We start from the raw sequence: 14362 nt of genomic DNA, 5'->3' as shown, positions 1-14362 counted from the left end.
TGATAACTGCTTATAGAGAAATATATTTGCAATGTTAAGGATATTAATCAAAAATAATGCCTTATTTCTATAAAATACCCTGTATTGTTTACCATGAATTTAAGATTGTCCATCTGTTTTTTTCTATGTATCTTAGATAGATCAATTATAAAATAATGGAACGTAAAAAATTTTTAAAATCATTGGTGCTTGCGGGCGCTGCAGGAACAGTTTTAGCCTCATGTGCAAATACAGAAAAAGAAATTAAAAATATGGAAACAAGCGATGGATTTAAGGCAGGGTATATCTTTCACAGTGTATATTTCTGGCTAAAAGATGGTATTCAGGAAAAAGAAGAAAAAGACTTTTTAAACTTTTTTGAGATTTTAAAAAAAGTACCAGGCGTAGAATCTTGCCATATTGGTAAACCTGCAGGTACTAATGCAAGAGACGTGGTTGATAATTCATTTTCGTACCACGTGATGTTAACCTTTTCAAGTCTAGAAGCGATAACAGCATATGAAGTACATCCTGATCATTTGGCGGGGATTGATCAATATAGTAAATATTGGAAACAAGTCGAGGTAAGGGATACCGTACTTAGTTAGCAATATGCAAAAGGGAGAATGCAGTTTCTCCCTTTAGTATCGAAATTATTTTACTTCAATATTTTGTGATGTATCGTCCGCGTTTTGATCGTGGTCATCCGTATCCTTTACTTTTCTTTCAACGGTTATTTTGCACTCTGTTAATAGTGCTGCCATAGCACCAATAGCAGCAAATATTGGTGCGAATATCAGCCCAATAGCACCTACAGTCACCGGGAAACTCATAATTTCTTTTCCAGACTTATCAGAAATACTGATTTTGGTCACATTGCCTTCAGCAATGAGCTCTTTAATCTTTTTTAATAGATTCTCTCCATTAATAGAAAATGTTTCTTTTATGCCCATAATGTATTGATTTTTAAATTGATGTTGTTTTTAAATATAAACACTTTCAATCAATAATTGTTGCTAAAAAAATGTTAAAAACGTTGTTGACGTTTAATTTCTTTAAATCTAGATTTGTTTTTACCATCAACTCGGGAAGCCACAGCCCATATAGCCGCGGGCAACCAACCGATAAGTGTACACTGCAAAATCAAACATAAGATTCCAGAAAATATTTTTCCCCTTAAAAAGAAGGATAACCAGGGTAGTAATACTGCTATTAGGATCATATCTATTATTTTAATATTTGTTCAAAGATAATTATTACCGCAATTAATCGACATTCCCATTAGGTAAACGGCCGGAAACAATCGGTGAATATCTTTTGTTAAATGGTGAATAGCGCATTATCATTACAAGTTAATCAACGCATTTCCATGATTTCACTCAAAGTAGTCCCATCCCAGATATAATTAATCTGGCTTTTAGTTTCTTGATATTTAGGGTCTTCCATATCTTCACTTGTGTTTTCACCCTCTATAATCCTTTTAATAATCATATTTTGGTCGCCTAAATGTTCTGAGGGGAAAAGAATGGTTTCGTCATGATAGAATACACCTGCGTCAGAAACTGTCATTTTATTCGGAAAATGAATCAGCTCATGACCATTCCATGCGAAATAATAATATTGGGTTGATACTCCGCAAGATTCACTTAGAAATGCTGAGCGATGAATGTTTTTGATGTTTTTCAATCCCATTGCCGGTAGGATTTTTGTTTCTGTACCGAGTTGATCATTTACATCTGCTTGATAATCGGCACGTGCAATACAATTCTTTTCCTTATTAAACACCTTTATCTGAGCCTCATAATAAGCTGCAGCATATTCAGTAGATGGTTTGAATTTTTTAAATCCATAAATAAATTGCTCACCATCTTCGTTCTGGATACTATTGAGAGCCAAAAGGCCTAGCCAAATGAACCCTTCTTTCTCAACGTTGTTTTTTATGTACGTTATTTTATACCAAGGTGCATGGAACCCTCTTATAGTATTTCCATTATATCCTTCGCTGGCAATTACAACACTATTTCCCGCTGTTATAGAATCAATGAGTGTAGCATTGGTGCTGGCATTACTACGGATATAAGCGATGTCAGCAAAAATATAAGCTGTATCACCTTTGCTAAAATTCCATAAATCGAACTCATCGTATACTGCATAAGCAGTAGGTTGCTCTTGTGCACGAACAAATAAAGAAGTAAGGACAAATAAGAGCAAAAACATTGTTTTTTTCATTTATTAACCGTTATTGTTTTTTATCTATATAATTTTCTTTTGCGATCTGTTTTTACAATGCAATTTTAATTCCAACTATTGAGTATGGCTTTTTTGATTCTATGTCCTATTCTGTCTAACAAAAGAGGCCAACTTTCGATAAGAAAGTTGGCCTCTTTTTAGTAATATTTTTTATGATAGACTTGCTAAGTTTTCAGCCAAGATTTTAATCTTAGATTCAGCATCTGCTTTTTTATTCTGTTCGTTTTGAATAATTTCAGGTTTCGCATTCTGAACAAAACGCTCGTTCGATAACTTCTTATCTACAGAAACCAAGAAACCTTTTAAATAATCAATTTCTTTTGTAATTCTTTCACGCTCCGCATCAACATCGATATTTTCTGCAAGTGCAACATAGCATTCTTCTTTGCCTGCTAAGAAACTGATAGCGCCATTAACTTTTTCCTGAACAAAAGTTAATGTTTCAATATTTGCCAATTTGATGATGCTATCTTGGTAACTCGTGAATTCAATTTCACTTGAATTGATAGCTAAAGGCAAAGCAATTTTTGGAGAGATCTGTTTCGTATTTCTGATATTTCGAACTTCAGAAATAATCTGTTGTACGATGGTGAACTCTTTAATTATTTTTTGGTCGATTTCACCTACAGTTGGATAGTCCGCAACGATGATACAATCTTTTGCATCGCGTTCACCGAATAATTCATCATGCCATAATTCTTCTGATAAGAAAGGCATAAATGGATGTACCAAGGTTAATATGCGTTTGAAAAATCCTTTTACTACTTCAAAAGTTTCGGCTTCAATAGGGGCTTGATATGCTGGTTTAACCAACTCTAAGTACCAAGCGCAGAAATCATCCCACACCAATTTGTACGTAGACATCAAGGCATCGGATAAACGGTAGTTATTAAAGTGATCTTCGATCTCTATTAAAGTAGCATTGAATTTGCTTTCAAACCATCTTGCAGCTGTTTTTTGAGCCTCAGTTGCAGCTGTATCAGTTGTTTCCCATCCTTTTACTAAACGGAAGGCATTCCAGATTTTATTTGCAAAATTACGGCCCTGTTCACAATAAGAAACATCAAACATCAAGTCATTTCCGGCAGGAGAAGATAATAACATACCTACACGTACACCATCTGTACCGTATTGTGCCATTAATTCAATGGGGTCGGGAGAATTTCCTAATGACTTAGACATCTTGCGTCCCAATTTATCGCGAACGATACCTGTTAAGTATACATTTTTGAAAGGAGCTTTCCCTGTATATGCATGCCCCATGATCATCATACGTGCTACCCAGAAGAAAAGAATCTCGGGAGCAGTAACTAAATCATTGGTCGGGTAGTAGTAATTGAATTCTTCATTTTCAGGATTACGGACACCGTCGAACACTGACATTGGCCATAAACCAGAAGAGAACCAGGTATCCAGTACATCTTCTTCTTGACGGATCGCTCCAGTAGCTTTTCCTTGCGACTCAAACTCTTGAATAGCTTCAGCTTCAGTTTTAGCAACTACCCATTCGTTTTTCTCATTATACCAAGCTGGTATCCGCTGTCCCCACCACAACTGACGAGAGATACACCAATCTTTCACGTTTTCCATCCAGTGCTTATAGCTGGATGTGAACTTGTCTGGTATCAGATTTACTTCTCCACTAACCACATAATCCAATGCAGGTTGTGCTAGTTTATCCATTTTACACCACCATTGCATCGATAATTTCGGTTCGATTGCAGCATCAGTGCGTTCCGAGAAGCCAACTTGAGATTTGTAATCTTCGATTTTTTCGATTTGATCAACTTCTTCTAAGAGTTTTGCGATTTTTTTACGAGCAATGAAACGATCTTCACCTACCAAAATTTGAGCATTGGCATTTAAAGTTCCATCATCGTTTAATAAATCGATGATTTCTAAATTATGTTTTTGGCCTAGAGCATAATCGTTTAAATCGTGTGCAGGAGTTACTTTTAAACAACCAGTACCAAATTCCATATCCACGTATTCATCTTCGATGATTGGAATTTCACGATTAACTAATGGTACAAGTACTGTTTTGCCTTTTAGGTGTGCATAGCGTTCATCATTTGGATTGATACAGATAGCAGCATCAGCCATAATCGTCTCAGGACGAGTCGTTGCAATGATGATGTGTTCATCTGAATCCTTAATTTTATAACGGATATAGTATAATTTTTGATTTACTTCCTTGCGAATTACTTCTTCGTCAGATAAAGCTGTTTTTCCTTGTGGATCCCAGTTTACCATGCGAACACCACGATAGATATAACCTTCTTTGTAAAATTTGATAAAAGTATCGATAACCGATTCAGATAAATCAGCATCCATCGTGAATTTTGTGCGTTCCCAATCACATGAGGCGCCTAATTTCTCAAGTTGTTTTAAGATGATACCACCATATTTTTCTTTCCATTCCCAAGCATGTTTTAGGAAGTCTTCACGCGATAATGATTTCTTATCAATTCCTTGCTCTTTCAGCATAGCGACAACCTTAGCTTCAGTGGCAATAGATGCATGATCGGTACCCGGTACCCAACAGGCATTTTTACCTTGCATACGTGCGCGACGAATCAATACATCTTGAATGGTATTGTTCAACATATGTCCCATGTGTAATACACCAGTGACGTTTGGAGGAGGCATTACTATTGTATACGGTTCACGCTCATCAGGTGTAGAACGGAAAAATCCATTCTCCATCCAATAGCTGTACCATTTGTCTTCAGCTTCTTTAGGATTGTAAGTTTTTGCTATACTCATGATAATTTTTTTTCAAAATCGTTCGCAAATTTAACGAATTTAGTTGTTTTATTGAAGTTTAATATTTCTATTTAAAAAATGTGTATTTCCTTGACATTTTGATTTTAGTAATGGCAGTATAAATATAATTAGGAAGCAGTTAAGTAAGAAGGAATTGCTTCTTTAAGCTTGATTACTTGCCATTATACTCATAATTCTTTACTTGGGGAGGTTATATTATGTGCAAGAATTGATGATATGATAATATTTTTATAACATAATCGTCACATAGCAATCTATTATTCCTGAAATAGCGTACATTTGCGTGTTTTAAAAATTACTGAAAATGAATAGAATTGCCAATGAGTTGAAGGCCCTGACTCAATACTTTTTATTTTGGCTGCTCATATGCTTTATCGATCGATTGCTTTTTATCACCGCTTTTTTTGAGAAGATTGGGTTTGAAAATTTGTCGGAGGTTTTTAGAATCTATTATCATGGTCTCAGTTTAGATTTTTCTGCAGTCTCCTATATATGTGCTATTCCTTTCTTCATTTATTGCCTTTTATCTTTCTTACCTCAAGTACATTTTAAAAGAAAAGTATTGGATGTTTATACCATTAGTTTGTTGGTTATTTACTTCGTGGTTTCTTTCATCAATATTAATATATATAGAGAATGGGGCGATAAAATCTCTAAACGTGCTTTTGATGCTTTTTTAGCATCTCCTTCAGGAGCTGTTGCTTCAGCGGAGTCCACGCCAGTATTTTTTCCTGTTTTTGGTATGATCGTTGGTATCGTATCTGGTTACTTCCTCTATCGTTGGATGTTCAAAAAGGTACACTTTTATAACATTAAATTACCGTGGCAGAATGCTGTTAAATTTTTGGTTGGTGCACTCTTATTATTTACCTTTATACGAGGCGGCTATGGCAGAGCAACTTTAAATCCCAGTAAAGCATATTTCTCTGAGGAAAGTTTCTATAACCATGCAGCAGTAAATACACAATGGGCGCTACTGCGTGATTATTTCTCTAAAAGTACACGGTTAAAAAGTCCATACCAATTTTATAGTGATGAATCGGAAATGAAAGCTATTTTAAAACCAGCATTTCAAGCAAATCCAGATTCAGCTATTTCGATATTAACAACAAATCGACCAAATGTAGTTTTTATTATGTTGGAAAGTTTCGTCGGGGGACTGATTGAATCAATGGGGGGTGAAAAGGGAGTCACACCCAATATTGAAAAATTAATTAACCAAGGTGTTTTTTTTGATCATATCTATGCTGCGGCAGATCGTTCGGATAAAGGAATGGTCGGTATTTTTAGCGCTTTCCCTGCTCAAGGTCCAGAGAGTATTATCAAGTATATTGATAAGCATGAAAACTTACCAGCTGTTGGCCAAGAGCTAAGCAGCGTGGGGTACCGCGGCTCATTTTATCATGGTGGACAAAGTGAATTTTATAATTTTAAATCCTATATGTTGATGCATGGCGTTTCCAAAGTGGTTGATAATGCAAGCTTTGGGGTTGATGTAGATCGTGCATCATGGGGAGTGTATGATCATGTTGTCTTAAATCGCATGCTGCATGACTTTGATACGGAAAAAACGCCGTTCTTTTCAACCATTTTTACGTTAATCAATCATGAACCATTTAACTTGAAAGATGGTTATAAATTTGGCACTAAAACGAATGCCGATAAATTTAGAAGTACAGCATATTATACCGATTCTGTGGTTTATGATTTTATCAATCAGGCAAAAAGTAAAAGCTGGTATAAAAATACTTTGTTTGTTGTTGTAGCAGATCACGGACATCGATTACCTGCTGAGAAATGGGAATTGTCGAACCCACACCGCTTCCATATTCCATTGTTGTTTTTTGGAGATGTAATAAAGCCAGAATTTAGAGGTAAGAAATATCATAAAATAGGAAATCAAACGGATATGGTGGCGACCTTACTCCATCAATTGGGTTTATCTTCCGAACGTTATCATTGGAGCCGAGATCTGTTAAATCCAACAACGCCGCAGATTGCTTTTTATAATTCCAAAGATGCATTTGGTGTCATTACACCAGAGCAGGCGGTTAGTTTTGATAATGTCGGGAAAATTATCAATTACAAGCAAAATAGTAATTTTCCCCATGCAAAAACGGATAGTTTATTGAACATTGGAAAAGCTTATTATCAGGAAGTGTATCATGAGTTTTTAAAATATTAATTAGAAAATATGATTAAATTGAAAGGTTTTTTCGCACCGTATTTGGGGTTGTTGATTCGATTCTTGATGCTGTTGTTGATTTACGCTTTTTTAAGATTGGGATTTTATTGGATTAATTACTCCTTATTTCCAAATGTTAGTGTTGAGCATTTAGCATTGATGCTATGGGGAGGGGTTAAATTTGATATTGTAGCTTTATTATATTTAAATGTACTCTATCTCTTGATGCAAATTATCCCAGCTCCATTTAAGTACAATGCGACCTATCAAAAAATAGCGAAATGGATCTTTGTTATCACAAACTCCATTGGTATAGCCTTAAATTTGATTGATTTTGCATATTACCCTTTTACATTGAAGCGCACCACAGGTACAGTCTTTGATCAATTTGCAAATGAGCAGAATCTTTGGTCCTTAGCTTTTGATTTTTGCGTTGATTATTGGTACTTGTTTATATTGTTTGCTGTCTTGGTATACGTTCTAATTAAGTTGCATGACTTGCTGCAGATATATAGGCCAGCGACCTTTAAATGGGGAGCATATAGCATTCAGTCAGCCTTATTTTTACTAAGTATATTTCTGTTTATAGGTGGAGTTCGTGGTGGATGGGCACATAGTACCAGACCCATTACATTAAGTAATGCGGGAGATTATGTGACAAACCCAGAGGAAATGAACATCGTATTAAATACACCTTTTAGTATGATGAAGACTCTGAAAGCCGTAAATTTGAAACCCATTCATACGTTTACACAAGAAGAATTGGACCATATCTATAATCCTATCCACTATCCAGAAAGTAGGGAGCCATTCAAAAAAATGAATGTTGTCTTTTTGATTCTAGAGAGTTTCGCAAAGGAACATTTTGGAGAGTTAAATAGGGATATCCAAGATGGAAAATACAAAGGTTACACACCATTTTTAGATTCTTTGATTCGTGCAGGATATACTTTTGAACATACCTATGCTAATGGACGTAAATCAATCGATGCGCTTCCGTCTGTTATTACAGGAATTCCTTCTGTAGGAGAGCCTTTTGTACTATCGGTTTATTCGGGCAATAAGACAACTAGTATCGCCAATTTATTGGGAAATGAAGGCTATGAAACGGCATTCTTTCATGGTGCTCCAAACGGGAGTATGGGGTTCTCTGCTTATATGAAACTAGCAGGTATTCAACATTATTATGGTAAAAATGAATACAATAATGATGCGGATTTTGATGGTATCTGGGGCATTTGGGACGAACCGTTTATGCAATTTATGGCCAATGAAATCAATACTTTCAAACAACCATTTTTTGCCAGTTTCTTCTCGTTATCTTCGCATCACCCTTTTAAAGTACCGACAAAATATAAAGGTGTGTTTCCAAAAGGACCCTTGCCTGTACAAGAACCAATAGGTTATACCGATAATGCATTACGTCAGTTTTTTAAAACAGCAGCGACCATGCCTTGGTATAAAAATACTTTATTTGTCATTTGTGCCGATCATGCAACCGTTAGTGCGCTACCTGAATATAAAACTGCTGCTAATAGCTTTGCCATTCCTATAATTTTGTATACTCCAGGAGGAGAGTTAAAAGGTAGAAGTGATAAGTTGGCACAACAAATAGATATCATGCCTACGGTACTGAATTATTTAAATTATAATAAACCTTATTTTGCCTTTGGTTTTGATGCATTGAATCCAACAAAAGAAAATTTTGTAATCAATAATAATGCAGGTACATATAACTTCTACTACAAAGATTATATGTTGATCAATGATGGGACAAAAAATGTATCCCTTCATAATCTGAAGGAAGATCGTTTTATGCAGCAAGATATCCTCAAGCAGCACCCAGCAGTATTAGATACTATGGATACTAAACTTCAAGCTTTTGAACAACAATATAATAATCGGATGATTGAAAATAAACTTATTTTCGACGGGAAACAAAAATAACGAATGAGATCTCTTTTCAGTATCCCTGCGCGCAGAGATACTGAAAAGAGGGTGTTGATAAACAATTTTTAAAAGCGATTAAGTAATAACATGATTTTAACTTAATTGCTTTTTTTGCTAGTAGCCGCTTAATTCCACCGCCTCTTCTTTATTAATATTATTGTACACGATCTATTGAAGATAATTATTCTAAAGTCAAAAAACAGGACGTATTTTTTTGGTAGCCAATTTAATTTTCACTCCCTAAATCACTTTAGTAATTATTAGTTGTTACCGTACCAAAGCAATATTATAGCTCAAAAGTAATTTAGTACACCTTGGTTCACTATGAAGGTGAAAGTGCATGAAAGTCCCTGTAAGTCTTTAAAACTCCATGCAAGTCCATACCATGTGTGCCAACGATTTGAGACTGATGGGACACAGCCTTGGCCCTGGTTCGATGATTGTTCGACCGCGCTTCGAATGACCTTCGACTATCCTTCGGTTATTAGGCGAACAAGCTCCATACAATTGCCGAACCAGTCTTCTGTCATACTCGAATCATTACCAATGAGTGCCCTAACACTACTCGGATGTCAAGAGATTCAATGATTTTATGTTAGGCTAACCTATTCTAGGTATTTTGCCCTCGTTTAATGAGAGTGAGCGAACTTCTGGGTTGAAAAATGCTCGTATAATTTAATACTTATGTACTGATCATACCTTAAATATATCGTTTATTTACCAGTGAACTACGGCTGTAATCCTTATCTTTGCAAGATGTCTGAACACACTATTTTGGAACAAGAAACAATTGTGGCATTAGCCACAGCTAGTGGTAACGGCGCTATTGCAGTTATTCGTCTTTCAGGAAAGGATGCGATTGTAATCACCGATCAAGTATTTCGAGGAAAGAATTTGCTCAAGCAATCTTCTCATACCCTTCATTTCGGCACCATACGTGATGGCGAAGAAATTATAGATGAAGTGTTGGTTTCCCTATTTATAGGTCCTAATTCTTACACAAAAGAAAATGTAGTGGAGATTTCCACACACAATTCGAAGTATATCATAGAGCGGGTGATGAGTTTACTCATTAAAAAAGGAGCTAGGGCAGCGAAAGCTGGAGAATTTACCTTACGTGCGTTTTTAAATGGAGGTATGGATTTATCTCAAGCAGAAGCTGTTGCAGATTTGATTGCTTCAAATTCAGCTGCTTCTCATCAAATCGCTATGCAGCAAATGCGAGGAGGATTCTCCAATCAATTGAAAAAATTACGTGACGACTTGATTCATTTTGCGTCACTAATAGAATTGGAATTGGACTTTTCTGAAGAAGATGTGGAATTTGCAAATCGTGATCAACTGAAAAATCTGATTAAACAGATAAATCAAGTAGTGAGTAAGCTTATTTCTTCTTTTGAGCAAGGAAACGTATTGAAAAATGGTGTACCAGTGGTTATCGCAGGTAAACCGAACGTGGGTAAATCCACACTTTTAAATGCACTATTGAATGAAGAGCGTGCAATCGTATCGGAAATTGCAGGCACTACAAGAGATACGATTGAAGACGAAATCAATATCAAGGGAATTACTTTCCGATTTATTGATACGGCAGGTATTCGCGAAACAATAGACGTTATCGAAGCCAAGGGTGTAGAGCGTACTAGAGCAAAAATGAAACAAGCACGCTTGATCATCTATCTGTTTGATCCAACACAAGATCAGGTGCAGGATATTGAAACCCAGATTGAGGAGGTGAAACTTTTAAACATTCCTTTTGTAACTATTATTAATAAATCTGATTTATTGAGCGTTGAACAAAAGCAACAGTATGCGGTATTGCAGCCTTTGTATATTTCTGCAAAAGAGCAAATAGGAGTGGAGGAACTCAAAGATGAATTATTGCAACAAGTAAATTTAGCAAACTTGAATACTGATGATGTTTTAGTGACTAATATTCGACATGTAGAAGCTCTTCAACATACACAGTCATCTTTAGAACGCGTACTTAATGGTATTGATAATCCAGTTACTTCAGACTTTTTAGCTATGGATATCCGTCAGTCACTTTATCATTTAGGTGAAATAACAGGGTCTGTATCAACAGATGATTTGTTGGATAATATATTTTCGAAATTCTGTATCGGGAAGTAATCTGTTTGTAGATAGTAAAAATGCTATCCAATCATATAAAAAAATCAGTAGTATATTTTACTACTGATTTTTTTTATTTTACTGTATTTCTATTGTATGCTGCAACCTAATTTTGGCAGCTATTATCAATACTATCTTGGACCAACAGGTACTTGGTTTTTGTAGGGTCAAGCACTTCTTACAGCAGGGTAAAAACGAGTTTATGTTTTCCTGCACTAAGTTGTATGTTTGTTTGTTCTTTTATATTTGCAGGAGGATAAAACGTCGCTGTTGAATTTGGAGGCACAGCGACTTCATAATTGATGGTCCTTTTGTTTTTGGTCCACTTTGAAGTTATCGATCCGTAAGGTGATTTATGTGTCACTTCAGACTGATCTAGTGTGCTAGGAAATGAAGGTTTCAATAGGATATGTTTAAATCCTGGTTGATCAGCATCAGGAAGAATACCGCCTATAGATTTGAAAAACCAACCCCCAATTTCTCCAAACATCATGTGATTATCAGAAATATCTCTTTCCGCTTTTAGGTCCCAATTTTCTAAAAGCGTAGTGGCGCCATTTACCACCCACCAACCCCAAGAAGGGTAGCTATCCTGAACAGCTACTTGATAGGCAGTCTCTCCATAGCCATTGTTGTTTAGTGCATTTAATAGGGCTTTTGCTCCGAGTACACCTACATCAAGATGAAAATTTGTCTCTATTACCTTCTTGTTAAGATTGGCAGCAACCTTATCTTTCATATCTTCAGGTACCAAGTCCCAATGTAAAGTCATACTCAATTCAGTCTGTGTGCCACTTGCATAAATTCCAGTCGATCGATTTAGAAATTTATCATTGATTGCTTTTTTTATTTTTTTACTCAAAGCATCGTATTTCGCATAATCTTCTTGTTGGCCAAATAGTTTAGCTGCGGATGCTAATATAGTCGCATCTACATAGAAATAAATGGAAGAGGTAAGTTCTAGATTTGAAGTTGACTTTACAGGAACCCAATCCCCTCGTCCAAAGCTAGTCAATCCGCTAGGACTGGTTCGATCTACATAATTTACATATCGTTTTATGTTTTCATAGCAATCTTTCAATAACCTGCTGTCGCCATAAAACATATAGATCTGCCACGGTATGATAGCAATGGTACTTGTCCAGTCCAATCCATTTGCTGTTCCGTATCCCCATCCCCCAGTAGGGATAATGTCTGGCAATACACCATTTGGTTGCTGCTCGTCTCGATGATCGGCTAGCCACTTTTCATAGACTGTAATTGCATCAAAATTATATAAAGCAGTTTCTATAGCGAGGTGGCCATCGCCTGTCCATCCATTTTTTTCTCTTTGAGGACAATCCGTTGGGTATCCCATGAGATTGGATAGGTAAGCATTGTTGGTTACTTTCCAAAGATCATTGACCAATTTGGAAGAGGTTTTTACCTCACCTACAGATTCGACATCACTATGCATGAAGTAGGAGGTGATTTTTAAATCTTGCAAGGAGATGGGTTGACTACTGGTAACTTCAACATAGCGAAATCCTTTGTAATTAAACTTTGGGATAAATTCATCTTCTTTTTTACCACTTAGGGTAAAGATGTCGGTCTGAAAAGGATCATTCTCTTTATCTCCCCTATAGTATACATCAATATTAGCCATATCAATTCGGCCATCAGTATGTAGGCGCTCGCCATGTTTGATTTTGAGCACAGTACCCGCAGCACCCTTAGCTTTTACATGGGTAACACCGGCCATATTTTGTCCCATGTCAAATACGTAGGTTTTATCATCAATTTTTTGGGTCGACTTTGGGGTAAAGGGTGTTATTAACCGGATAGGTACAGTTTGTTGAGAAATAATGAGATCTGCTGGAGCACTACGATATTTTACCCCCTGCCATTTTGAATCATCAAAATTAGCTGTATTCCATCCTTCTTGTTCCAAGCGGGCATCATAATGTTCACCTGTATAGATACTATTATAAGTTATAGGCCCCGAAGAAGTCTTCCAGTCTTGCTCAGATACAATGGTCTCCTCAGTGCCATCTGTATAAACAATGCGGAGGTCCATGCAGAAGGCAGGCCGATTTCTCCATGGTGCATTGTGAAAATCCCACACGGCAAGAGATTGATGGTTATACCATCCATTTCCCAATATAACACCAATGGCATTTTCACCCGACTGCAATTGTTGCGTTACATCATGGACAACATATAATGTCCTTTTATCGAATCGGGTATACATGGGGTCAAGCCAGTTTTCACCTACTTTTCTACCATTGAGCGACAGTTCATATAGCCCCGCAGCTGCAATATAAGCACGTGCCGATTTGATTGTCTTTTTGACCTCAAATGCTTTGCGGAAGTAGGGAGCCTCTTTATGATGGATATCATGATGATCACTGATCCAAGTGCCTTTCCAATTGTATCTTCCCATCATGCCTGTTTCAAAAGCAACAATCTTAGAAGTCGTCGGTTTACCATCCTTATCCCAGATTTTTACTTTCCAGAAATATTTGGTTAATGGATTAAGTTCCTTTCCTGAATATGAAACGATAATATCTCCGTTCGACTGTTTACCGGTATCCCAAACCTCACCTTTGTTATTATCGACAGCTATAGAATCTGTCCCTACAAATAACTGATAAGCGGTCTGCATAGCACCTTGTCTATCGTCCTTCAACATCCAGGTTAACCTAGGGTTTTGGATATCGATTCCCAATGGATTACTTAGATGTTCACATTTTAATTTGATTGGCTCACATACCGTAAGCTTCTGTTGTGCATAAAGATTGTAGCCTACAGTTAGTGCAACAATCAATAAAGTTCTTTTCATTTTGTGTGGTTTTTTGTTCCAAAAACAGTAATCGATTCACTACTGACGAACTATTTTTATTTTTAACTAACCTTAGATTTGAGAGGTTATATTGGTTGATATATTGCGCAGAAATTGTTTACTAGCAATATATCTCTAAAGCTAATGCGTTTTAGTCAAATAAAAAAGGGTTTAAAAAAAATACTTAAGTTTTTCGTTCGGAGAGGATTGCTGTTAAATCTCTAAAATCGTAAGAAAATATCTTCCGATAAATCCCT

At 36.2% G+C, this 14362-nt stretch carries 9 protein-coding genes; 4 read left to right on the top strand and 5 right to left on the bottom strand.

All coding sequences use genetic code 11. The features are described from left to right. Positions 1-155: 155 nt before the first annotated feature. Positions 156-587 (top strand): Dabb family protein, encoded by a 432-nt coding sequence (locus tag KO02_RS16440; RefSeq protein ID WP_038700023.1) that lies wholly within the window; start codon positions 156-158, stop codon positions 585-587. 45 nt (positions 588-632) lie between these two features. On the opposite strand, the gene KO02_RS16435 is transcribed toward KO02_RS16440, so the two are convergent. The 4 genes from KO02_RS16435 to KO02_RS16420 form a co-directional block, all read right to left on the bottom strand. Next, on the bottom strand, positions 633-932 hold the full coding sequence (locus KO02_RS16435) for a DUF4342 domain-containing protein (protein WP_051959999.1): 300 nt from the start codon (positions 930-932) through the stop codon (positions 633-635). A gap of 74 nt (positions 933-1006) precedes the next feature. Next, positions 1007-1201, bottom strand: coding sequence for a YqaE/Pmp3 family membrane protein (locus KO02_RS16430; RefSeq protein ID WP_038700020.1), 195 nt, complete (start codon positions 1199-1201; stop codon positions 1007-1009). A 134-nt stretch (positions 1202-1335) separates the two neighbouring features. Further along, complete coding sequence (locus tag KO02_RS16425; protein ID WP_038700019.1) at positions 1336-2208, bottom strand: SH3 domain-containing protein; 873 nt, start codon at positions 2206-2208, stop codon at positions 1336-1338. A gap of 171 nt (positions 2209-2379) precedes the next feature. Further along, the gene (locus KO02_RS16420) at positions 2380-4995 is read right to left on the bottom strand and encodes a valine--tRNA ligase (protein ID WP_038700017.1); all 2616 of its coding nucleotides are present in this window, start codon (positions 4993-4995) and stop codon (positions 2380-2382) included. Between the two features lie 325 nt (positions 4996-5320). Between KO02_RS16420 and KO02_RS16415 the strand changes: the two genes are divergently transcribed. The 3 genes from KO02_RS16415 (at position 5321) to mnmE (ending at position 11284) form a co-directional block, all read left to right on the top strand. Further along, complete coding sequence (locus KO02_RS16415; protein ID WP_038700014.1) at positions 5321-7201, top strand: LTA synthase family protein; 1881 nt, start codon at positions 5321-5323, stop codon at positions 7199-7201. Positions 7202-7210: 9 nt separating this feature from the next. After that, a complete protein-coding gene (locus KO02_RS16410) occupies positions 7211-9148 on the top strand; it encodes an LTA synthase family protein (protein ID WP_038700012.1) in 1938 nt (645 codons plus the stop codon). Between the two features lie 759 nt (positions 9149-9907). After that, positions 9908-11284, top strand: a complete 1377-nt coding sequence (gene mnmE, locus KO02_RS16405) for a tRNA uridine-5-carboxymethylaminomethyl(34) synthesis GTPase MnmE (RefSeq protein ID WP_038700010.1) — start codon at positions 9908-9910, stop codon at positions 11282-11284. Between the two features lie 178 nt (positions 11285-11462). On the opposite strand, the gene KO02_RS16400 is transcribed toward mnmE, so the two are convergent. Further along, complete coding sequence (locus tag KO02_RS16400; protein ID WP_038700008.1) at positions 11463-14105, bottom strand: alpha-L-rhamnosidase; 2643 nt, start codon at positions 14103-14105, stop codon at positions 11463-11465. Positions 14106-14362: the final 257 nt, after the last annotated feature.

It is taken from the genome of Sphingobacterium sp. ML3W (assembly GCF_000747525.1).
Taxonomy (GTDB): domain Bacteria; phylum Bacteroidota; class Bacteroidia; order Sphingobacteriales; family Sphingobacteriaceae; genus Sphingobacterium.
The sequence above is the reverse complement of the archived record's forward strand: the minus strand, read 5'-3'. Positions and strand labels throughout refer to the sequence as shown.